The 22540-nt window shown below is 71.4% G+C and carries 18 protein-coding genes and 2 pseudogenes; 1 reads left to right on the forward strand and 19 read right to left on the reverse strand.

Annotated features, from left to right (window positions below; all coding sequences use genetic code 11):
• The first annotated feature begins 84 nt into the window (after positions 1 to 84).
• Positions 85 to 792, forward strand: a complete 708-nt coding sequence (locus tag C8E87_RS06675; protein ID WP_133872267.1) for an LON peptidase substrate-binding domain-containing protein — start codon at positions 85 to 87, stop codon at positions 790 to 792.
• A 64-nt stretch (positions 793 to 856) separates the two neighbouring features.
• Here C8E87_RS06675 and C8E87_RS06680 read toward each other — a convergent pair whose 3' ends face one another.
• The 19 genes and pseudogenes from C8E87_RS06680 to C8E87_RS06770 form a co-directional block, all read right to left on the reverse strand.
• A complete protein-coding gene (locus tag C8E87_RS06680; RefSeq protein WP_203720902.1) occupies positions 857 to 1702 on the reverse strand; it encodes a DUF2567 domain-containing protein in 846 nt (281 codons plus the stop codon).
• Between the two features lie 55 nt (positions 1703 to 1757).
• On the reverse strand, positions 1758 to 5291 hold the full coding sequence (dnaE, locus tag C8E87_RS06685; protein WP_133872268.1) for a DNA polymerase III subunit alpha: 3534 nt from the start codon (positions 5289 to 5291) through the stop codon (positions 1758 to 1760).
• A 76-nt stretch (positions 5292 to 5367) separates the two neighbouring features.
• Positions 5368 to 6822 (reverse strand): MinD/ParA family ATP-binding protein, encoded by a 1455-nt coding sequence (locus C8E87_RS06690; RefSeq protein WP_133872269.1) that lies wholly within the window; start codon positions 6820 to 6822, stop codon positions 5368 to 5370.
• A 165-nt stretch (positions 6823 to 6987) separates the two neighbouring features.
• A complete protein-coding gene (locus C8E87_RS06695; RefSeq protein WP_133872270.1) occupies positions 6988 to 7971 on the reverse strand; it encodes a hypothetical protein in 984 nt (327 codons plus the stop codon).
• Between the two features lie 19 nt (positions 7972 to 7990).
• Positions 7991 to 8875, reverse strand: a complete 885-nt coding sequence (locus tag C8E87_RS06700) for an RluA family pseudouridine synthase (protein WP_239080577.1) — start codon at positions 8873 to 8875, stop codon at positions 7991 to 7993.
• Between the two features lie 41 nt (positions 8876 to 8916).
• On the reverse strand, positions 8917 to 9429 hold the full coding sequence (gene lspA, locus C8E87_RS06705; protein WP_133876670.1) for a signal peptidase II: 513 nt from the start codon (positions 9427 to 9429) through the stop codon (positions 8917 to 8919).
• Positions 9430 to 9506: 77 nt separating this feature from the next.
• A complete protein-coding gene (locus C8E87_RS06710) occupies positions 9507 to 9941 on the reverse strand; it encodes a TraR/DksA family transcriptional regulator (protein WP_133872272.1) in 435 nt (144 codons plus the stop codon).
• A gap of 288 nt (positions 9942 to 10229) precedes the next feature.
• Entirely contained in the window at positions 10230 to 11774 is a 1545-nt protein-coding gene (locus C8E87_RS06715; RefSeq protein WP_133872273.1) for a potassium/proton antiporter, read from the reverse strand.
• Positions 11771 to 12100: a DUF167 domain-containing protein gene (locus C8E87_RS06720; RefSeq protein ID WP_133872274.1), complete on the reverse strand. Its 330-nt coding sequence runs from the start codon at positions 12098 to 12100 to the stop codon at positions 11771 to 11773. The genes C8E87_RS06715 and C8E87_RS06720 overlap by 4 nt, the downstream gene beginning before the upstream one ends.
• A 1139-nt stretch (positions 12101 to 13239) precedes the next feature.
• Positions 13240 to 13425, reverse strand: a pseudogene (locus C8E87_RS46920) (hypothetical protein); the annotation flags it as partial.
• 34 nt (positions 13426 to 13459) lie between these two features.
• Complete coding sequence (locus tag C8E87_RS06730) at positions 13460 to 14272, reverse strand: DivIVA domain-containing protein (protein WP_133872276.1); 813 nt, start codon at positions 14270 to 14272, stop codon at positions 13460 to 13462.
• A gap of 43 nt (positions 14273 to 14315) precedes the next feature.
• Entirely contained in the window at positions 14316 to 14621 is a 306-nt protein-coding gene (locus C8E87_RS06735; RefSeq protein ID WP_133872277.1) for a YggT family protein, read from the reverse strand.
• A 45-nt stretch (positions 14622 to 14666) separates the two neighbouring features.
• Positions 14667 to 15365: a cell division protein SepF gene (locus C8E87_RS06740; protein ID WP_133872278.1), complete on the reverse strand. Its 699-nt coding sequence runs from the start codon at positions 15363 to 15365 to the stop codon at positions 14667 to 14669.
• 265 nt (positions 15366 to 15630) lie between these two features.
• The gene (locus tag C8E87_RS06745; protein ID WP_133872279.1) at positions 15631 to 16338 is read right to left on the reverse strand and encodes a YggS family pyridoxal phosphate-dependent enzyme; all 708 of its coding nucleotides are present in this window, start codon (positions 16336 to 16338) and stop codon (positions 15631 to 15633) included.
• Positions 16335 to 17480 carry a cell division protein FtsZ gene (gene ftsZ / locus C8E87_RS06750; RefSeq protein WP_133872280.1) on the reverse strand — a complete coding sequence of 382 codons (1146 nt, stop codon included), beginning with the start codon at positions 17478 to 17480 and terminating at the stop codon, positions 16335 to 16337. Before ftsZ ends, C8E87_RS06745 begins: the two co-directional genes overlap by 4 nt.
• Before the next feature lie 296 nt (positions 17481 to 17776).
• Positions 17777 to 18538, reverse strand: a complete 762-nt coding sequence (locus C8E87_RS06755) for a cell division protein FtsQ/DivIB (protein ID WP_133872281.1) — start codon at positions 18536 to 18538, stop codon at positions 17777 to 17779.
• An 8-nt stretch (positions 18539 to 18546) separates the two neighbouring features.
• Positions 18547 to 19974, reverse strand: coding sequence for a UDP-N-acetylmuramate--L-alanine ligase (murC, locus tag C8E87_RS06760; protein ID WP_133872282.1), 1428 nt, complete (start codon positions 19972 to 19974; stop codon positions 18547 to 18549).
• Positions 19975 to 19996: 22 nt separating this feature from the next.
• Positions 19997 to 21108, reverse strand: a pseudogene (gene murG, locus C8E87_RS06765) (undecaprenyldiphospho-muramoylpentapeptide beta-N-acetylglucosaminyltransferase).
• Complete coding sequence (locus C8E87_RS06770) at positions 21108 to 22484, reverse strand: FtsW/RodA/SpoVE family cell cycle protein (protein ID WP_133872283.1); 1377 nt, start codon at positions 22482 to 22484, stop codon at positions 21108 to 21110. The pseudogene murG and the gene C8E87_RS06770 overlap by 1 nt, the downstream one beginning before the upstream one ends.
• Positions 22485 to 22540 lie beyond the last annotated feature (56 nt).

The raw sequence follows: 22540 nt of genomic DNA on the forward strand, positions 1-22540 counted from the left end.
AGTCGTGGGACGAGGATCACCACCGGCCGTGGTGACCCCGACGCGACGGGTTGACCATGGGAGGCCGACCGATAGGCTGATCCCGTGAGCAATCGGCTGCCGGTGTTCCCACTGGGTACGGTGCTCTTCCCCGGCCTGGTGCTGCCTCTGCACATCTTCGAGGAGCGCTACCGCACGCTCGTTCGCGAGCTCGTGGCCGGCCCCGAGGACGGGCCGCACGAGTTCGGCGTCGTGACCCTGCGGCGCGGGGCCGAGGCGCCCGCGCCCGACGGTGCCGACGGCCCGGCTCAGGAGTCCGTCCCGCTGGTGGTCGACGACCTCTACCCGACCGGCTGCACGGCCGAGTTGCGGCAGGTCACCGAGCTGCCAGACGGCCGCTACGACATCATGACGGTCGGCCGGCGGCGGTTCACGCTCAAGGACGTGCGCCAGGGTGACGAGCCCTATCTGACCGCGGAGGTCGACTGGCTGCCCGACGAGTCGCCCGACGAGATGGCCGAACTGCTCGCGCCCCGGGCCCTGGCCGCCTTCCGGGGTTATCTCGAGCTGCTGCGCCCCGACTCCGAGGTGCTCGACGCCGTCCCGGGCGACGCGACCGTGCTGTCCCACCTGATCGCGGCCACGGCCCAGCTCACCACCGACGAGCGTCAGCTGCTGCTGTCCGCCCCCGACACCACAACCCGCCTGCGCACCGAGCTCAAGCTGCTCAACCGCGAGTCCGGCCTGCTGGCGCGGGTGCGGGCCGTGCCGGTGCCGCTGAGCGACCTGGCCCGGCCCGCCAGCCCCAACTGACAGTCGGTGACGGAAGGCGTTCAGGATCGTCGGCGCTCATCATTGCCCGAAGACGCCGCCCGAGTTACCCGCGCGGCTCGGCCTGCCAATCGGTGGCTTCATAGCCGTCGCCCGGCTGCGGCCCCACAGGCCCGGGGTTGTTCGAGCCGTAGCCCGGTTTGGCGCCCGGCTGGTCGAGGTCGGGGTCGTTGGACCACCCGGCCAGCAACGTCAGCACGATCGCCGCGGCGAAGGCCGGCACCAGCGTCGGGCCGAGCGCGTGCACCTCGGGCGGCGCCATGTAGGTGGCACCCTGCTGCGCCGTTTCGGCCCAGCTCTGATAGTCGGACCGCCCGATCAGCTCGCCCACCCGGGGCGCCACCAGCCAGCCCGCCCCGAGCGCGCCCAGCACGACGCTGAGCAGCAGGAACGGCCCCCGGTCGCGGCGCAGCACGAGCCACGCGACGATCGCCACGAGCAGGCCGAACCCGAGGCCCAGCAGCGTGAACCAGCCGTCGGCGGCGATGTACTCCTCGGGCGAGGGGTCGTTGACCACGATCCCGGCCTGACCGGCGTCGACCACCGGCACCGAGGGGGCCAGCGCGCGCCAGAGCAGGCCCAGCGGACCGCCGAGCACGACGATCACCAGGAAACACCCGAGGGCGACGACGAGGGTGCGCTTCCAGGGCCGGTGCGACGACAGGTGCATGCTCCAGGCCCGGCCGAAGGCGTTGCGCGGCTCCTCGATCGGCCCCGACGGATGCGCCAGCCCATAACCGCCGCCGTCGGGCGTCGGGCCATAACCGCCGCCGTCGGGCGCAGACCCATAGCCCCCAGCGCCGGGCGCGCCGTAGCCGTAATCCACGGCACGGGACTCGGGCGCCGAGCGCTCGCCGGGCTGGTGCGACGCCGGTTCCTGACTCGGGTTCACCCTACGATCCTGCCAGGTGCCGCGTGCGGCCGTCGCCCGTGCCCGGTCACCGGGGTCAGCCCACCGCGGACGGGCCGAGGATCATCTTGAGGTCGGCCCGCAGCGCCGGGGTCGGCGCGACCCGCACCGCGCCCAGTCGCAGAACCGTCGTACGGCTGCCGTTCTGCAGGTGGACGTGGACCTCGGAGTCGCCCGGGTGGCTGGTCAGGATCTCCTTGAGCTCGGAGACCAGCGGCGGCGTGCACCGGGTGATCGGCATGGTCAGCGTGACCGGCTTGCTGTCGGGGTTGTGGCTGACGTCGGGCAGCGACATGTCCATCGCCATGATGCGCGGGGTGTCGTCGCGCCGGTCGACCCGGCCCTTGACCACCACGATCGCGTCCTCGGCGATGAACTGGCCGATCACCTCGTAGGTGTTGGGGAAGAACAGCGCCTCGACGCCGCCGGCCAGGTCTTCCAGGGTGGCCGAGGCCCACGCGCGGCCCTGCTTGGTGATGCGGCGCTGCACGCCGGTGAGGATGCCCGCCAGCGTGACGACCTGGCCGTCGGGAACCGAACCCTCCTCGTTCAGCGCCGCGATCGTCGTGTCGGCGGCATTTTGCAGCAGCTGCTCGAGCCCGGCCAGGGGGTGGTCGCTGACGTAGAGGCCGAGCATCTCGCGCTCGAACGCCAGCTTGTCGCGCTTGTCCCACTCGGAGTCGCCGATCGCGGGCATGGCAACCGTGGCCGCGCTGCCGCCGTCGGCGTCCCCGAAAGCCCCGAACAGGTCGAACTGGCCGGCCGCCTCGTTGCGCTTGACGTCCGCGTACGCGTCGATGGCCTCGGCGTGCACCGCGAGCAAGCCCTTGCGGCTGTGCCCCATCGAGTCGAACGCGCCCGCCTTGATCAGGGATTCAATCGTCTTCTTGTTGCAGGCGACCGCGTCGACCTTGGACAGGAAGTCGTAGAAGTCCTGATACTCGCCCTTCTCGGTGCGGCAGCGGACGATCGCGTCGACGACGTTGTTGCCGACGTTGCGCACCGCGGCCAGGCCGAACCGGATGTCCTTGCCGACCGGGGTGAACGGACCGGCCGACTGGTTGACGTCGGGCGGCAGGACCTGGATGCCCATGCGCCGGCACTCCGCCAGGTACATCGCCATCTTGTCCTTGTCGTCGCCGACGCTGGTCAGCAGACCACCCATGTACTCGGCGGGATAGTGCGCCTTCAGATAGGCGGTCCAGTAGGAGACCAGCCCGTACGCGGCGGAGTGCGCCTTGTTGAACGCGTAGCCGGCGAACGGGACCAGCACGTCCCACACCGCCTGGATGGCTTCCTTGGAGTAACCGTGGTCGAGGCAGCCCTGCTGGAACGGGCCGAACTCCTTGTCCAGGATCTCCTTCTTCTTCTTGCCCATGGCCCGGCGCAGCAGGTCGGCCTGGCCCAGGCTGTAACCGGCGAGGATCTGCGCGGCGCGCTGCACCTGCTCCTGATAGACGATCAGCCCGTACGTGGGTTCGAGGATCTCGCGCAGCGGCTCCTCGAGCTCCGGGTGGATCGGCGTGATCTCCTGCAGGCCGTTCTTGCGCAGCGCGTAGTTGGTGTGCGACTCGACGCCCATCGGGCCGGGGCGGTAGAGCGCCAGGACGGCCGAGATGTCCTCGAAGTTGTCGGGCTTCATCAGCCGCAGCAGCGACCGCATCGGCCCGCCGTCGAGCTGGAAGACGCCGAGCGTGTCACCGCGGGCCAGCAGCTCGTAGGCCGCCTTGTCGTCGAGCGGCAACGCCAGCAGGTCGAGGTCGAGGTCGTGGTTGAGCTTGATGTTCTTGACCGCGTCGTCGAGGATCGTCAGGTTGCGCAGGCCCAGGAAGTCCATCTTGAGCAGGCCGAGCGTCTCGCACGTCGGGTAGTCGAACTGGGTGATGATGACGCCGTCGGAGGCACGGCGCATCAGCGGGATGTGGTCGATGATCGGCTCGGCCGACATGATGACGCCGGCGGCGTGCACACCGGTCTGCCGGATCAGGCCCTCGATGCCCCGCGCGGTGTCGATCACCTTTTTGACGTCGGGATCGGTCTCGTACAGCGTGCGGACCTCGCCTGCCTCGCTGTAGCGCTTGTGCTCGGAGTCGAAGATGCCGGAGAGCGGGATGCCCTTGCCCATGACGTCGGGCGGCAGCGCCTTGGTGATCCGGTCGCCGACCGCGAACGGGTAACCCAGCACGCGGGCCGAGTCCTTGATGGCGGCCTTGGCCTTGATCGTGCCGAAGGTGGCGATCTGGGCGACCTTGTCGTCGCCCCAGCGGTCGGTGACGTACTTGATGACCTCGCCGCGCCGGCGCTCGTCGAAGTCGATGTCGACGTCGGGCATCGAGATGCGCTCGGGATTGAGGAACCGCTCGAAGATCAGGCCGTGCGGCAGGGGGTCGAGGTCGGTGATGCCCATCGCGTACGCCACCAGGGAACCCGCCGCCGAGCCACGGCCGGGGCCGACCGCGATGCCGTTGCGCTTGGACCACTGGATGAAGTCGGCCACCACGAGGAAGTACGCCGGGAAGCCCATCTGGATGATGACGCCCAGCTCGTACTCCGCCTGCTTGATGTGCGTCTCGGGGATGCCGTCGGGGAACCGGTTGCGCAGGCCCTCGAAGGCGACGTGGCGGAAGTACTCCTCCTCGGTGTATCCCTCGGGGATCGGGAACCGGGGCATGAGGTTCTTGAAGGTGAACATCCCCTCGGTGTCCACCTTTTCCGCCACCAGCAGCGTGTTGCGGCAGCCCTCCTGCCACGCCTCGGACGGGTCGACCGCCCGCATCTGCTCGGCCGACTTGACGAAGTAACCCGCGCCGTCGAACCGGAACCGGTTGGGGTCGGCGACGTTGCTGCCGGTCTGCACGCACAGCAGCACGTCGTGGGCGGTCGCCTGAGCCTCGTACGTGTAGTGGGAGTCGTTGGTGACCAGCGGCGGGATGCCCAGTTTCCGGCCGATCTCGAGCAGGCCGTCACGGACCCTTTTCTCGATCGACAGGCCGTGGTCCATGATCTCGAGGAAGTAGTTGTCCTTGCCGAGGGCTTCCTGATACATCGCGGCCGACTTGAGCGCCTCGTCGAACTGGCCGAGCCGCAGCCGGGTCTGCACGGCGCCGGACGGGCAGCCGGTGGTGCCCATGATGCCCTCGGCGTGCTCGGCGATGATGTCGAAGTCCATCCGCGGGTACTTGCCGAGCTGGCCCTCGATCGAGGCGCGCGAGTTGAGGCGGAACAGGTTTTTCAGGCCGACCGCGTTGCGGGCCCACATGGTCATGTGGGTGTAGGCGCCGTTACCCGAGACGTCGTCGCTCTTCTGCTCGGGACGGCCCCACTTGACGCGGCTCTTGTTGTCACGCGAGTCGGGCGCGACGTAGGCCTCGACGCCGATGACCGGGACGACCCCGGCCGCAGTGGCCTGGGTGTAGAAGTCGTAGGCGCCGTGCATGTTGCCGTGGTCGGTGATCGCCGCGGCCGGCATGCCCAGGCGTTTGGCCTCGCCCAGCAGCTCTTTGACACGGGCGGCCCCGTCGAGCATCGAATACTCGGTGTGCACGTGGAGATGCACGAACGAGTCAGACACCCGGGGCCCCCTTAAGTTGTGTGGACCCGAGCGAGGATAGCCGCACCCACCGACAATCGGGGAGGCCCCACGCGGCCTACTCCGCGAATGGCTCGATCATCACAGAGGCGGCCTTGAGCCACGCCGTACGCGTCTCCTGCTGGAGGTCCGCGTACTCGATCGACGAGCCCACCTCGAGCGCCTGGTCGTAGGGCACGATCGCGACCGCGCGGGTGCGGGTGGCGAAGTGCTTGGCGAAGTCGTTGAGCAACGGCAGCGGACCCGGCGAGGGGCACGAGATCAGCGTCACCGCGTTGGAGACCAGGTCACCCATCCCGCTGTCGTCGAGCACGTCGAGCATCCAGTCGGCGGTGAACGCGGCGTCCTCGCGGGGCACGGTGGTGATCACGAGCTGGTCGGCCTGGCGCATGACGGTCTGCCAGTTCACGCTCTCGACGTTGTTGCCGGTGTCGACACAGATCACGTCGTGGGTGCGCCGGAGAAGATCCATCACCCGCCGCACGGTGGCCTGGTCGAGCCGCTGGGCGAAGCGCGGGTTCTCCTCGCCGGCCAGCACGTCGTACGAGCCGTCCGAAGCGTGCCGCAGATAGCCGTCGAGTTCCTGCAGCAACCCGTCGCCGTGCAGGTTCTCGATCTGCATCAGGTCGGCCAGCAGGTGCTTGATCGTGCGGGCATGGCGGGCGCTGCCGGCGCGCAGGCCGAGTGTGCCGCGCAGCTCGTTGTCGTCCCAGGCGAGCACGCCGCGGCCGCGGACGCTCCCGATCGTGGCGGCGGCCAGCACGGTGGCGGTGGTCTTGTGCACGCCGCCCTTGGGATTGGCGAACGCGAGCACCCGGGGCTTGCCGAGCTTGCGGCGCATCACGGCCACCGCGCGCTCGAGCTCCTCGTCGGCGCGGCTCTGCCGCCACTCGATGCGCGCGGCGGCGGGCGAGGTCGGCTGCGGGGCCAAAGGCATCATCGGCGGCTGCTGCTGCACCGGGGGCGGCTGCACCGGGGCCGGCTGCACCGGCGGCGGCTGGACCGGGGGCGGCTGCACCGGCATCACCGGGGCGGCCGAGGCGCGCACCTGCGGGTAGTCACGGCCCGGCGGCGGCGCCGCGGGCGGCCGCGCCGAGGGGCTGAAGAAGCTGTGCGGTTCCTCGACCGGCGGCGCCGGGGCAGGCGGCGGAGCGGCGCCCCGGCGACCGCCGCCGTTCAGCTCGGCCTGACGAGCCTGCCAGCGCGGGTCGAGCGGGTTGACCGGGCGCTGCGGCATCGCCCGCTGCTCGGGCGGCGGCTGCTGCTCGGGGCGGGGCTGCTCGTACCGCCCGGAGCCGTACTGCTGCCCGCGGGCGTCCAGCGGGTTGACCGGGCGGCGAGTCGGCAAAGGCTGCCCGTACTGCTGCGGGTCGGTTTGCCCGTTCTGACTCTCGCGTTCGTGCTCGGACTGTTCCTCGGCCGACCGGGAACCGTGCCGGGCGCGGTCGAGCAGCGCCCGCCATCGCGGGGCTGGTTCCGCAGGCCGGCCCCAGCCGGTCTCGGTCCCGTCCACGGCTCGTCCTCCCTGCACATGCTTTTCGATGATGCTTACGCCCGGGCTCCTCGCCCCTGACAGGCTACGGAGCTAACCCCGATCGGGCCACTGCCCGTTCTGAAGAACCACGGCCGTCAGGGGCCGCGCCACCGGCGGACGAAGAAACTAACGTCCGGGCCGGGCTCAAGGTGCTGGCGGACGACTGGTCGCGTCGTGAGCAGGAGTCGCGTCCGAGGCAGAGGGTACGGCAGAACGTTCCTCCGAGGCCGGGGTGGAAGGCGGGGTGGTGCGTGCGGCGACGCTCGATGAGGCAGATGTCACAGGCGTCCCGGGCGACGACACTATCGGCGCGGGCGGGCGGGAGGCAATGCCCCCGGTGTCCATTGGCACGGCCGGCGAACGGGACGGTTCGGGCGGGACGGTGCCGGTCTGCTCGGGCTGCGGCGGCCGGAACTCCGTACGGTCGAGGCTTCTGACCTCGGGGGCCGGGTCCACCGCGCGCACACCGGCCCGGCCGGCCACCTCGCGCAACGCGGACGGCGCCGCACGCACCACCGCCGCGAAGACACACGAACACCCCGACCGGTACGCCGAGGCCTCCTGGGCCGCCGTCCGGGCCGCCGTCGCGTACGCCCGCCGGGCCCGCTGCCGGTTGTCGTCGTCCCCGGTCAGGCGGCGGGCCAGCTGCTCGTACTCGGCGTGCTCACGATCGCGGGCCAGGGCCGTGTCGAGCATCCCGGTCATCACGTCGGCGGGCAGCCGATAGACCGGGATCCGCACGACCGGCGTGTGTGCGCCGGGCAACGGCACCCGGGCGTACACCTGGGCCACGGCCGTGCCCGCGAGCAGGTCGGGCAGCGGTCCGGCCCCGACATAACCTGCCAGGCTGACCAGCGCCCACGTCTCGCCCGCGGCGGGCGCCGACGGATCGGTCAGGGCGGCCAGCTCGCTGCGGCTCGCGTCGAGGTAACCGGGCACCGACTGGCCCTGGACGACCCCGACGCGGACGACGTCACTGGGGTCCTCCGGCGGCACGACGTCGGGCCGGCTCACCCAGATCAGTCCGAGCAGCACAACCCCGGCGGACACGGCCGCGACCGTGGCGGCCATGCGCACGGCCGGGGCGCCGCGCAGGACCGGCCCCCGTACTCGCTCCGCCGGTCCCACCGGTGTCCGCTCCCCCGGATCAGCTCGCGTCCTGCAGCACGCTCAGCGCGTACTTCAGGTCGTCGGGATAGTCGCTGACGAAACGCACCTCGTCGAGTGTGCGCGGGTGCAGGAAGGACAGCTCGCGGGCGTGCAGCCACTGACGGGTCAGCTTGAGCCGGGCCGCCAGCGTCGGGTCGGCGCCGTACTGCTGGTCGCCGACGCACGGGTGCCGCAGCGCCGAGAAGTGCACGCGGATCTGGTGGGTGCGGCCCGTCTCGAGCTTCACGTCGACCAGGCTGGCCGAGCGGAACGCCTCGACCGTGTCGTAGTGGGTGACGCTCGGCTTGCCGGTCGACATCACCGCGAACCGGTAGTCGGCCGTCGGGTGCCTGTCGATCGGCGCGTCGATGGTGCCGCGCAGCGGGTCGAGGTGGCCCTGCACGACCGCGTGGTAGCGCTTGTCGACCTCGCGTTCCTTGAAGGCCCGCTTGAGCGCGCTGTACGCCACTTCGCTCTTGGCCACGACCATGATGCCGGTGGTGCCGACGTCGAGCCGGTGGACGACGCCCTGCCGCTCGGCGGCGCCGCTGGTCGCGACGTTCTGCCCCATCGCGGCCAGCCCGCCCACCACGGTCGGGCCGGTCCAGCCGGGGCTCGGGTGCGCCGCCACGCCGACCGGCTTGTCGACCACCACGATGTCGTCATCGCTGTAGATCACCTTCAGGCCGTGCACCGGCTCGGCCACCACCACCGGGGCCGCCACGGGCGCGGGCAACGTGACCTCGAGCCAGGCGCCCGCCGAGACCTTGTCGGACTTGGGGCGCGGGATGCCGTCGACCAACGCGTCACCCGACTCGACCAGGGTCGCGGCGGCCGTGCGGGACAACCCGAACAACCGGCTCACGGCCTGGTCGAGGCGCATCCCGTCGAGCCCGTCGGGCACCGGGAGGGACCGCTGCGAGCTCACTGTGCCTCTTCCTTCTTCTTCCGTACGGAGATCCGGCTGCCGTCGCGTTGCCGGCCGGTGAGCTCGAGCAGCACCGCCAGCACGACACCGACGCTGAGGCAGCTGTCCGCGATGTTGAAAACCGCGAAGTACTCCGCGTACGGCCCGAAGAGGCTGATCATGTCGACCACGTGCCCGTGCAGCGGGCCGGGCGCCCGGAACAGCCGGTCGCCGAGGTTGCCCAGGGCGCCGCCGAGCACCAGGCCCAGCGCGACCGCCCACGGCACCGACCGCAGCCGCGTCGCCATGTAGCCGATCCAGCTGACGACCACCAGGGTCACCACCGGGAAGATCCAGGTGTGGTCGCTGCCGAAGCTGAAGGCCGCCCCGGGGTTGCGCAGCAGCGAGAGGTAGATCAGGCCACCGAGGACGCGGACCGGATTGCCCTCGTCCAGATTCTCGGTGGAGAGCCACTTGGTCCACTGGTCGAGGGCCACGGCGAGCACGGCGGTGGCGCCCAGAACCGCCATGGCGCGGCCGGTGAACCGGGGCCTGGGCGCCGGCGCCGGCTCGTCCACCGTGGTCACCTCCGCCTGGTCGTCGGCGTTCAGCGTCGTTCCTCCAGCTGCTTGCAGGACACACAGAGAGTCGCGGACGGGAACGCCGCCAGTCGTTCGACCGGGATCGCGTTGCCGCATCGCTCGCACCAACCGTAGTTGCCCTCGCCGAGGCGGTCGATGGCGCGTTCCACCTGTGTGATCCGCTCCAGCAGATTGTTCGCCAGAGTGATCTCCTGCTCACGCTCGAACGTCTTGGTGCCGGTGTCGGCCTGGTCGTCGCCGGCCGAGTCGTCGAGCCGGCCGCGCTGCAGCTCGGTGATCTCGGCGAGCGAGGCGTCGTACTCGGCCTGCAGCTCGTCGCGCCGCTCGACCAGCGCGACCCGGATCTTTTCGGTCTCGGCGGCGCTGCGGGTCCGCCCGGCGGCGCCCTTCTGCCCGGACGTGCTGCTTGCGGCCGCTCTGGTGCCCGTTGCCTTGGCCATCGTCGCTCCCTCAGCCGCGCGCCACGCGGCGGTCAGCGTCCCTTGAGCCGACCGGCGTCCCCGGCGCCGGCCCGGCTTCTCTGTCGTTTTCTGCCCACCCGGCGATCGGCTCACGCCCCGACCCCGCGCGGCCGCGCAGTAGATCTTGCCCCACCTGCACAAACGGCGCGGCCGAACGACCAGCCGCGCACTCTTCAAGGGTGGCAAGGATACGGAACGTATACCGCAGTGACAACAGCGCGTACCGGATCATGCGCCCAATCGGCCGGAAACGCCGCGAAAGGCGGGTCAAATACCCGACGCCGGGTCCTCTGCGCCGTCCTCGCCGAACCAGCGGGCCAACCGCCCCCGCCGGCTCACCGCCCGCAGGCGGCGCTCGGCCACGTCCCGCGCGGCCGCCGTGGCCACGATCAGAAGGGCGTCGCCGGTGCGCAGCCGGGTGTCCGGGCCGGGCACGAAACCGGCGCCGCCCCGCACGACCAGGGTCACCGAGGCGCCCTCGGGCAGGCGCAGCTCGTCGATGTGAACCCCGGCCAGCCGCGACCCCTCAGCCACGTCGAGCTGCAGCATCTCGGCGTTCAAACGTTCCAGCGGCGCGGTCTCGATCCGCACCTCGGCCGCCTCACCGGGAGCGGTCACCCCGAGCTTGCGCGCGGCCGGGCCGAGGGTGCTCGCCTGCAGCAACGTGAAGATGATGACCAGCACGAACACGGCGTCGAAGAGCCCCCGCGCCCCCGGCGTGCCGGCCGAGAGCGGGATCGTGGCCAGCACGATCGGCACCGCGCCGCGCAGACCCGCCCACGAGAAGAACGCCGTCCCCCGCCAGCCCACCCGGTTGCCGGGGCGCCGCGGGCCGCGCAGCGGGCGGGCCAGCACGGCCGAGGCGACCACCGACAACGGGCGGGCCAGCAGCACCAGCGCCACCCCGGTCACCAGCGCCGGCACCAGCGCCTCGCCCAGCCGGCTGGGCGAGCTGAGCAGCCCCAGCAGCACGAACAGGCCGATCTGGGCCACCCAGGCCAGCCCGTCGGCGAACCCGAGAATGGCCCGGCGGTGCGGGATCCGGCCGTTGCCCAGCACCACGCCGGCGGCGTAGACGGCGAGGAACCCGGAGGCGTGGACGACGGCCCCGGCGGCGTACGCGAAGACCGTCAGGCCGACCGCCGCGATCGGATAGAGCCCGGCCGACGGCAGGGCCGCGTTGCGCAGCAACCACCGCCCGGCCATGCCGACCGCCAAGCCGACGGCCGCGCCGGCCAGCAGCTCGTAGGCGACGATGCCCAGCTCGTACCACCACGGGTGCATCTCGGAGAGGTCCGCGCTGAGCAGCACCACCAGCAGCACCACGGGCGCGTCGTTCATGCCCGACTCGGCCTCGAGCGTGGCGACCATCCGAGGGGGCAGGCGCAGCCGGCGCAGGGTCGCGAAGACCGCGGCGGCGTCGGTTGACGACAGCACGGCGCCGTACAGCAGGGCCAGCTGCCAGGGCAGGTCCAGGATCAGGTGCACGGCCAGCCCGACCACCGCGATGCTGACCGCGACGCCCACCGTGGCCAGCGAGGCGGCCAGTCCCAGGACCGGCCGCAGCGTCGGCCACCGCGCGGTCAGGCCGCCCTCGGCGATGATCACGATGAGCGCGCAGAAGCCCAGGGTGCGGGTCAGCTCGACGTCGTCGAAACGGATGCCCAGGCCGCTCTCGCCGAGCACCATGCCGATGGCCAGATAGACCAGCAGGCTGGGCAGGCCGAGCCGGGTCGACACGCGGACGGCGGCCACCGCCACCAGGAGGACGCCTGCGCCGATCAGCAGCGCGTAGTCGAGCCCACCGGTCACCGGCCGGCCGTACCGTCCCGCAACGCGGCCAGTCGTCCGGCGACCCCGTCACCGGCCGCGGCGACGGTGAAGACCTTGTCGCGGCTCGTCGCGCCGAGACGCAGCTCCACATCGGCCGGCCGCACCTCGAGAGCGGCGGCCAGGGCGCGGCGCACCGCCTCGGTGGCCTTGCCGTCGACGGCGGGGGCGCCCACGGCGACGATCAGGGCCGGGCCGTGCGGGCCTTCGTAGCGCCCGCCGACCCGGTTGCGTCCGGCGCCGGGGCGTACCCGCACGGGCACGGCGAGGACGGTCTCGTCGGGCGGGGGAACGCGGCGCTTGACCATGCCTCATTGTGCCGATCAACGGCCCTTCGAGGGAGGCCCCTCCGCTGTGCCCTTTCCAACGCTTCCCGCCGCTCACCGGCGCGCATCCAAGCTCGCGACGACCCGGCCCGCGGTCTGCCGCGGCCACGAGACGGGCGACCCGAACGGCACGCCGGCACGGTCCGTGGAGTCGGGAGCGGCGACAAACTGGGCAGGGGTCAGTGGCGGGCCGGCGGCACCCGGGGGCGTCAGTGGCGGGCCGGCGGCACCCGGAGGCGTCAGTGGCGGGCCGGCGGCACCGGGGGGGGTCAGTGGCGGGCGGCCGCGGCCACGAGGCGGTCGACCGGGCGGCACAGTCCGCAGGGGCTGAAGCCGAGCTCGACGGCCTCGCTGACCGGGATCGGCTCGGCCAGCCTGCCGGCCAGGCTGGGGCACTCGGCCACGTGATACCGCGGACGCCCGTCGACCACGAGCACCTCGGCGTCCAGCCGGGCCACCCGTACGGCGTCGGCGGGCTGCACGGCCTGCGGCAACGGCTCGTCGTCGGGGTCGTCGGCGTCGGGTTCGGCGAACTGCGCGGCCTCCGGGGCCGTCACCGGCACACCCGTGCCCGCCGCAGCGCCTGCGGGCCGGCGGCCCCACGCGTCCTCCTCCGGCATATCGTTGCGCGCGGCATTGATCGCATCGGAGGCGCGCTCGTAATCCGGAGCGTCGGCGCCCCGCCCGTGCTCCGGAGCCGCGGGAGCACTTTCGTAGCCCGAGGTCCGGTCGCGACCCGGCCCCGCGGCGTTGTCGTAACCGGACGCCGCGGCGCTGTCGTACTCCGGCGCCGCCGGGTCCTCGTCGCGACGGGAAGCCTCAGCACCCCGCTCGTCCGGTCCAAGATCCCGACGACGGGCACCATCTGCTGACAAATCGCCCGCGGGGACGGCGCCGGCCTGGTCGGCGTAAGCGGCGGGACTTTCCGAGGCCGCCGCGAAGTCGGGACCGGCCGAGGGCCGCGCCGCGGCGACGTCACCCGGGTCGAACTGGACGGTGTCGCGCCGATCGTCCGGCGCGGCGTCTTCCGGAGCGAGCCGGCGCGCGGCGGCCTGCTCGGCCGCGGCGGCGAACTCGGGCTCGGCCACGAAGACGGAGTTCTCGTCGGCGGGGGCGGCCGGCTCCTCGGGAGCGGCCGGCGTCGCCCGCCGGGCCGCGGCGGCCTGACGCGCGCCGATGACCAGGAGGACCGCGGCCACGAGACTGGCCACGATGGAACTGATGAGCAGGCTGCTCGACCCGCCGGTGAGGCCCAGCACGAGCAGCGTCACCGCGACGAGGATGAGCAGGAGACTAACAACGATCATGGCTCATCCTCGTCGAGGTGCCGGAGGGAGGAACTCAGCGCCCGGATTCGATGGCGTTGCGGCCGCCGTAGGAGCCGGCCAGACCGGCCGCGGCGAGGCCACCGCTTCCGCCGACGGCACGACCGGAGTCGGCGCGCGACATCTCGGCCTCGAGGCCCTGGCCCCGGCCGTCGAGATCGCGCAGCTGGCTCTCCAGGTACGCCTTCAGACGGGTGCGGTACTCCCGCTCGAACTGCTTGAGCTCCTCGATGTGCTTCTGCAGCGCGGAGCGCTTCGCGTCGAGGCCGCCCATGGCTTCCTGGTGGCGCTGACGGGCATCCCGCTCGAGGGCGTCGGCCTTGGCGCGGGCCTCGCGGGTGACCTCTTCGGCCTTGGAACGGGCGTCGGAGAGAAGCTTGTCGGCCTCGCGACGGGCGTCGGCGACGTGGTCGTCAGCCGTGCGCTGGGCCATCATCAGCACCCGCAGGGCCTGCTGCTCGCCGTCAGCACCGGACCCAGCGGCGCCACCACCGACCGCGCCCTGGGCACGGACCTGCTCGAGCTCGGCCTGCATCTGCCGGGCGGCCTGCTCGGCCTGCGACTTGTCCCGCTGAACGCGGTCGAGCTGCGCCTTGACCTCGTTGAGCTCGGCCGCGAGGCGCGGGTCGGCGCTCGGACCGGCTGGCGCGCCACCCCGACCGCCGCGCTCCACCTGGGCGCGCAGCTCGTTGTTCTCCTCGATGAGACGGGCGAGCTCACGCTCGACCTCGTCAAGGAAAGCGTCAACCTCCTCCTCGTCATACCCCCGCTTGCCGATGGGGGGTTTCTTGAAGGCGACGTTGTGCACGTCGGCCGGGGTCAGCGGCATCGAAACTCCTCGGGTCAGTCGCGGCCGCGGTTGGGGCTGCTGTTTAGCTGAAGTTCAGGATCAATCTTTGAAGCACGAACCTCATGAGCACGAACAGGATAACCAGCAGCACGATGGAAGCCAGGTCCAAACTCACGTTACCAATGCGCAGCGGTGGGATCACACGCCTCAACGCCTTGAGGGGCGGATCAGTGACGCTCCACACCGTTTCCAATGCCGCGGAGGCACCCCGGCTCGGCTGCCACCGACGACCGTATTGGAGTACCGCACCCAGCACGAACCTGGCAAGCAGGACAAGGAAGAAGATGTAAACGACCAAATACGATATTTGGAACACGATCGAGAGCACTCGTGCGGATCCCCCATCTGGGTGGCGGACTGCGCGCGGCCCGCCTCAGGCCTGCCCGAAGAACCCACCCTCGGCGATCTTGGCTTTGTCCTCCGCGGTGACCTGGACATTTGCCGGCGAGAGCAGGAAAACCCGGTTGGTAACGCGCTCGATCGTACCGCGAAGGCCGAAGGCCAGCCCGGCGGCGAAGTCGACCAGACGGCGGGCGTCGCCCTCATCCATCTCGGTGAGATTGATGATGACCGGTACGCCGTCGCGGAAGTGCTCGCCGATGGTGCGCGCCTCGCGGTAGGTGGTCGGGTGCAGCGTGGTGATCTGGTACCGCTGCTCCTCCTCGGCCGGGCGCGGGCGCGTCTCCGGCGGGTGCACCGGCTGCGGCGCGAGGGCAAGGTTCTCGCGTGTGGAGTAGCTCAGCGCAGACGAGCTCTCACTCACCGTACTCGGCCGGGTGATGGAACGGACGCTGGCCCGCTCGCTCCGCTCGGCACGTTCCACCCGTTCGTGGTCGTCCACGTCGGTGTGCGATGACAGACGGTCGGAGACGCGACTGCGCTCCGTACGCGCCCGCGGCACCGGACGCTCCTCCTCGACGTCTTCCTCGTCGGCGAACTCGTCCTCGGCGTACCGGCTTCCCGAGTACCGGCTGCGAGGACGGTAGGAGCTGTCGTCGTAATCGTTGTAGCCGCGGTCGTCGTCCTCCTCGACAAGGCCCAGCCACACGCCCGCCTTACGAAGCGCGCTCATGCCATCACCTCATCACGCCACCACGCGTTGACCCGACCAGCCATGTGCCCCCACCTTCGTCCGCTGCTGCGGAACGCACCCCCTCGGCGTACCGCATTCCCCCTTTGCACGGTCGGAAGGCCCTGTCGGTCCCTCGTCCCGCGACGTGCTGTGCCGTCGACGCCTTGCCCCCGCCGTGCGAATCGGAATCCTGGGCGAATCAGAATCCTGGTCGCGGACGGTGTCGCGTAAACAACACCCATGTAGTTTGCTGCCCGCCGCAAGGCTACCGCAGCAGGTTTCGCATTCCGAGCAAAGAAGTGCCGATCCGGACGTGTGTCGCGCCGTGCCGGACGGCCGCCTCCAGGTCGCCACTCATGCCGGCCGAGATCGTGGTGGCGTACGGATGGGCCTTGACCAGGCGTTCCGAGATCCCGCGCAGCACCGCGAAGGCCCGATCGGGCTCCCAGTCGATCGGTGCCACCGCCATGACGCCGCCGAGCCGCAGCGTGTCCTCGGCGGCGACCGAGTCGGATACCCGCCAGACGTCGTCGCCGGCCGCGCCCCCGCGCGCCGTGTCGCCGTCGATGCTCACCTGCACCAGCACGTCGAGCGGTTCCGAGCGCTCGGCGGCCGCCCGGGACAGCGCCTGGGCCAGGCGCACCGAGTCGACCGACTCCACGACCCCGGCGTACCGGGCCACCGAGCGGGCCTTGTTGCGCTGGAGCTGCCCGATGAAGTGCCAGCGCGGGGACGCCCCCGCGGCACGGACCGCCTCGGCCTTGGGCGCCGCTTCCTGGTCACGGTTCTCGCCGACCTCGGTGACGCCCAGCCCGGTCAGCAGCACCACGTCGCTCGCCGGGTAGGTCTTGGTCACCGCGACCAGCGTGACCTCGCTCGCGGCCCGGCCGGCGGCCGCGCACGCGCGTTCGATCCGGGTGTTGACCTCACGAAGGGCGGCGGCCAGCTCGGCCCGCCGCCCCTGGTCGGTCACGAGCCGTTCTTGAGGAAGTCCGGCACGTCCACGTCGTCGAAGAGAACGCGCCTCGGCGGCGGCGTGGCCTGGGCCGGCGCCGGCGGAGGAGTCGTGGTGGCCGCCGCGGCGGCGGGCGTCTGCGGGGCGACCGCCGTCCGCTCGGCCGGCTGCGGCACCACCTTGCGGGCCGGCTCGGACGGCTTGTAGGAGGGTGTGCCCCCGTCGAAGCCGGCCGCGATCACGGTGACCCGCACCTCGTCGCCGAGCGCGTCGTCGATGACCGCGCCGAAGATGATGTTCGCGTCCGGGTGGGCCGCGTCGGTGACCAGCTGCGCGGCGTCGTTGATCTCGAACAGGCCCAGGTCGGAGCCGCCGGCGATGGAGAGCAGCACACCACGGGCGCCGTCCATGCTCTGCTCGAGCAGCGGGCTCGAGATGGCCTTCTCGGCCGCCTCGACCGCACGGTTGTCGCCGCGGGCGCTGCCGATGCCCATGAGCGCGCTGCCGGCGCCGCTCATGACGCTCTTGACGTCGGCGAAGTCCAGGTTGATCAGGCCGGGCGTGGTGATCAGGTCGGTGATGCCCTGCACGCCGGAGAGCAGCACCTGGTCGGCCTGGCGGAAGGCGTCCATCATGCTTATTCCGCGGTCGCCCAGCGCGAGGAGCCGGTCGTTCGGGATGACGATGAGCGTGTCGCACTGGTTGCGCAGCTCGTCGATGCCGGACTCGGCCTGCACCTGCCGGCGCTTGCCCTCGAACGAGAACGGCCGGGTGACCACGCCGATGGTGAGCGCGCCGAGCTTACGGGCGATGTTGGCCACCACGGGCGCGCCGCCGGTGCCGGTGCCGCCGCCCTCGCCGCACGTCACGAAGACCATGTCGGCGCCCTTGAGCACCTCTTCGATCTCGTCGCGGTGGTCCTCGGCGGCGTTCTTGCCGACCTCGGGCTGCGCGCCTGCGCCGAGGCCCCGGGTCAGCTCGCGGCCGACGTCGAGCTTGACGTCGGCGTCGCTCATGAGCAGCGCCTGAGCATCGGTGTTGATCGCGATGAACTCGACGCCCTTGAGCCCGACCTCGATCATTCGGTTGACGGCGTTCACGCCGCCGCCGCCGATCCCGACGACCTTGATGACCGCCAGGTAGTTGTGGGGAGGTGTCATGGGCTCAGCCTTCCCTTCCAGGGTTAGTGGGTGTCGTGGGCCCCGTGCGGTCCGGCCGAACCGCACCTTCGTCACCCGCTGCCGGACAAGGGAGGGCGAGGAAACCCTCACCCTCTACTAGAGGGTGAGGGTTATGTCAACCACTCAACCTCTGGTGGCAACGTAAGCGGACTTCGGACGTCAACCAAAGAACCGGCGCGGCGTGTCGGCGTCCGCTTACGTGGCGAAAATCCGACGCACCCGTAACCTCGACCAGATTATGCCGTTTCGGCCCGGGTGTCCGCTTAGTCGAGATATTAGCGGATAGTCACCACTGACGGCGCCGAGACGTCGATCTCCTTGCCGGCGTGCTTCAGCAGGGCCGTCGCGACCTGACTCTTGGTGTCGCTCTGGGTGTCGTCGCCCCACACCACCGTGCGGTCCTTGCGCAACTCGAGCCGGATCTGGGCCGGGGCGGGCACCGAGACGGCCAGCACCTGCTCGCGCAGCTCATCGCTGAGGGCGGCCAGCACGGTCAGCGCCGAGTGCGTGTTCACGTCCTTCGCGCCGGGGAAGTCCACCCGCACGAGCGGCAGGGCGCCGGGCTTCTCCTTGACCGTCCGGAACGCCACCCCGGCCCGGTCGATCAGCGCGAACTCCCCGTTCCGCGGCACGGCGGCCACCGGCGTGCGCTCCACCACCTCGACGACCACGGTGGAGGGCCAGCTGCGGCGCACCACGACCCGCTCGACCGGCGGCAGCTCACGCACCCGGGCCCGGATGCCGTCGAGATCGACCCGGGCCAGCGGCTCGGCCTCGCGCACGGCGGCCGCCTGCTCGATCTGCGCCGTCGCCACGAACTGGACGCCCACGACCCGCACCTCGCGCACGCCGAGCACCGAGGTGCCGTAGACCAGCCAGACGACGGCCCCGGCCACGAGCAGCACCCCCGCTGTCACGGCCCAGGGCAGCGCGGCGCGCATCCGGCGCTGGCGGGCGCGCGCCATGAAACGGCGCGCGGAGGACGGCACCGCGTCGGTGTCGGCCCGCACCAGCCTCCAGTTGCGCCCCCCGCTCATGCCCTCTCCTAGGCCCGGTCGGCCTCGTCCAGCGCGGCCAGCAGCTCGTCGCCCATCAGCGAGATCGGCGGCGCACCCATGGTCACCACCACATCACCCGGGCGGCTGCGGCGCACGACCTCGGCCGGCACGTCCTCCCAATCGGGCACGAAAACCTTCTGCCCGGCGGGCAGGTCGAGGGCGGCGGTCAGCGCCACCCCGCCCTCGCCCGGCCCGCGCACCTCGCCCGGCCCGAAGACCTCCATGCAGATGACCTGGTCCGCGATGGCCAGGCCCTCGGCCAGCTCGGCCTGCAGGTCGCGGGTGCGATAGACCCGGTACGGCTGGAAGACCACCAGCAGACGACCGTCGCCGGCCACCTCGCGCAGCGTGCGCAGCGCGGCCTTGACCGAGGTCGGGTGGTACGCGTACTCGTCGTAGACGCGCACGCCGGCCGCGATGCCCTTGCGCTCGAAGCGCCGCCGCACCCCGGGGAACGACGCCAGCGCCTCCACGATCTTGTCGAGCGGCAGGCCCAGGCGCAGCGCGGTCAGCACCGCGGCGGCACTGTTGAGGCCCATGTGCCGGCCCGGCAGCGCCAGCTTGATCTCGCCGAGCGGCTTGCCGTCCAGCTCGGCCTCGTAACGTACGCCGCTGACGGTGGAGACCACTTCGCTGATACACAGATCGGCGCCGGCGCTCTCGCCGTACGTGTAAACGGTCTTGCCCTTGGCCCGCAGCGCGGCGATCAGATCCTGCGTGCCGGGGTCGTCGGCGCAGGTGACCACGAAGCCCTCGGGCTCGGCGAGCTCGGCGAACTGCAGGAAGCCCGCCTTGAGCCCGTCGAGGTCACCCCAGTTGTTGAGGTGGTCGCCCTCGATGTTGGTGATGATCGCGACGTGCGGCCGGTAGATCAGGAACGACTTGTCGCTCTCGTCGGCCTCGGCCACGAAGTGCGGGCCGGTGCCGTGGTGGCCGTTGGAGCCCGCCTCGCTGATCTCGCCGCCGATCACGAAGGACGGGTCCTGCCCGGCGTGCTGCAGGATCACCGTCATGATCGACGTCGTGGTGGTCTTGCCGTGGGTGCCGGCCACGGCGATCGCCTGCCGGTTGGTCATCGCGGCGGCCAGCGCCTCGGAGCGGTGCAGCACCCGCAGCCCGCGCCGGCGCGCCTCGGCCAGCTCGAGGTGGTCGTGCGGGATGGCGGTGGAGTAGACGACCGTGTCGACGCCGTCCAGATTTTCGGCGATGTGGGACATGTGGACCGTGCCGCCGAGCGCGCGCAGCCCGGCCAGCGCCGGCCACTCGCGCAGTTCGCTGCCCGACACCGGGACACCCCGGGTGAGCAGCAGGCGGGCCAGCCCGGCCATGCCCACCCCGCCGATGCCGATGAGGTGCACGCTGCCCAGATCCTCGGCGGTCAACTCGCCGGCCGGCCGCAGCTCCGCCGTGTTCACTGGTCTGCTCCCTTGGTCACGTTCACTTGGCCTTGGCCACCGCTTCGAGAACGAACTCGAGCAGCGCCTCGTCACCGTCGCGACGACCGTACCGGGAGGCGGCGTGGCCCATCGCGGCGAGGCGCTGCCTGTCGCGCGCCAGCGGGATGATGTTCTGCTCGATCCACTCGGGGTAAGATCGCCGTTGTCGACCAGGATGCCGCCGCCCGCCTGCACGACCGGCTGCGCGTTGCGCGTCTGCTCCTGGTTGCTGTACGGGTACGGCACGTAGACAGCGGGCACGCCGAGCGCCGTCGTCTCGGCCACCGTGATCGCGCCGCCGCGGCACAGCATGAGATCGGCTGCGGCGTATCCGAGCTGCATGTCCGACAGGTACGGCACCACCACGTACGGCACCGGAAGGTCGTTGGGCACTTCGAACGGGTCGTTGCGGCCGCCTTGCACGTGCAGCACCTGCACGCCGGCGTGGGCCAGGCGCTTGGCCGCGGCGGCCACGGCCAGATTGATCGTACGGGCGCCGGACGAGCCGCCCGAGACGAACAGCACCGGCAGGTCGGGGCGCAGGCCGAACTGGTAGAGAGCCTGGGGGCGCAGCGCCGCGCGGTCGAGGTGGGTCAGCGCCGTCCGCAGCGGGACGCCGACGACCCGGGCGTCCTTGAGCGACTCGGCCTGCTGCGGCTGCTGCGGGAACCCGACGGCGATGTTCTTGGTGAACTTCATGCCCATCCGGTTGGCCACGCCCGGCGGCACGTTGACCTCGTGGATGACGATCGGCAGCTCGCGCCGCCAGGCCGCCAGGTACGCCGGGACCGACACGTAGCCCCCGAAACCGACCACCACGTCGGCCTGGACCTCGTCGAGGATCTTGCCGGCCGCGTGGGCCGACTTCCACATCCGGTCGGGCGTGCGGATCAGGTTCAGGTTGATCGACCGCGGCAGCTGGAACGCCGGGATCACCCGTAGGTCGTAACCGGCCGCCGGGATCAACTGGTTCTCCATGCCCTGCGGGCTGCCCAGCGTGGTGATCCGGACGTCGGGGAAGTGCCGTTTGATCGCGTCGGCGAAGGCGAGCAGCGGATAGATGTGACCACCGGTGCCTCCCCCGGCGAGCACGACCGACCGCAGCGAACCCATCACCGTCTCCTCTCTGCCCCGGCGGTCTCCCGCGCGGCGGGGCTGGGCCGCCGCGAAGGGGGAAGCGGCGGCAGCGGGGCCCAGACTAGCCGTACCCATCTCGCGGGCGGACGCGCGTTCAGGGCGAGTGACGCCTGCGGTTCCGCGCGGGCGAACGAGGCCAGCATGCCGACCGCCGCCATGGTCACGACGAGGGCGCTGCCACCTGCGGAGATGAACGGCAGCGGCAGCCCGGTGATGGGCAGCGTGCCGGTCACGCCGCCCATGTTGATCACGGCCTGGGACACCAGCCAGGTGGTGATCGCCGCCGCCGCCAGCCGGCGGAACGGGTCCTGCGAGCGCCGGGCGATCCGGAAGCCGGTGTACGCCAGCACCGAGAACAGCGTCAGGACGACCCCGCAGCCGATCACACCCAGTTCCTCGGCGACCACCGCGAAGATGAAGTCGTTGTCGGCCTCGGGCAGCCAGTTCCACTTGAGCGCGCCCTTGCCCAGGCCGACCCCGAACCAGCCGCCCTCGAAGATCGCCGATCGGGCCTGGATCAGCTGATAGCAGGGGCCGTTGAGGTCGCACTGGTCGATCGGCTGCAGGAAGTTGGTGAGCCGGGCGAGCCGGTAGTTCTCCTCGCCGGTCTGACCCGAGCCGGCGCCGCCGGACGCGGCCGCGATGAGCAGGCTGATGCCGGCCAGGCCGAGCACGCCGAGAGCGGCGAAGATCCGCAGGCGCACCCCGGCCGCCCACAGCAGGCCGACGATCAGCGCCAGCAGCACCAGCATGCTACCCAGGTCGTTGTAGCCGACCAGCACGAACAGCAGGCCGACGACCGGGAACAGCGGGCGGGACAGCTCCTTCCAGTGCCCCAGCGCCGGGCCCTTGCGGGCGATCACGTCGGCGCCCCAGAGCACCATGCCGAGCTTGGCGAACTCGGCGGGCTGCAGGCCGATCGGGCCGAAGTAGAGCCAGAGCAGGTCGGCGTGCACCGGGCCGATCCGCGGCTTGCTGAGCAGGCCGACCGAGTTCAGAGCGCCCAGCAGGTCGAGGACGCAGAGCAGCACGATGGCCGTGCCCAGCACGAACTTGCCGAGGTCACGCAGGGTGCCGGCGGGCAGCCGCTGGCAGACCCAGAACGCGAACAGGCCGAGCAGCGCGAAGACGGCCTGGTTGGCGATCGCGCTGAAGGCGTTGCCGTTCTCGGCGTACGCCTTCACGCTGGTCGCCGAGAAGACCATGGTCAGCCCGATCAGCAGCAGCAGGCCGGAGCAGGCGAGCAGCAGGTAGTACGACGAGAGCGGGCGCGCCAGGAGCCCGTGCACGGCGGGCAGCAGCTGCCGGCTCAGTGACGGGCGGGGTGCCTGCTGAGTCCGGTCTTCCGCCATTCACTCATCTTCGTCCCGGCGACACGCCAGCCCGGGTCATCGGCTCTGGCGTGTCG

The sequence above is a fragment of the Paractinoplanes brasiliensis genome (assembly GCF_004362215.1).
Taxonomy (GTDB): domain Bacteria; phylum Actinomycetota; class Actinomycetes; order Mycobacteriales; family Micromonosporaceae; genus Actinoplanes; species Actinoplanes brasiliensis.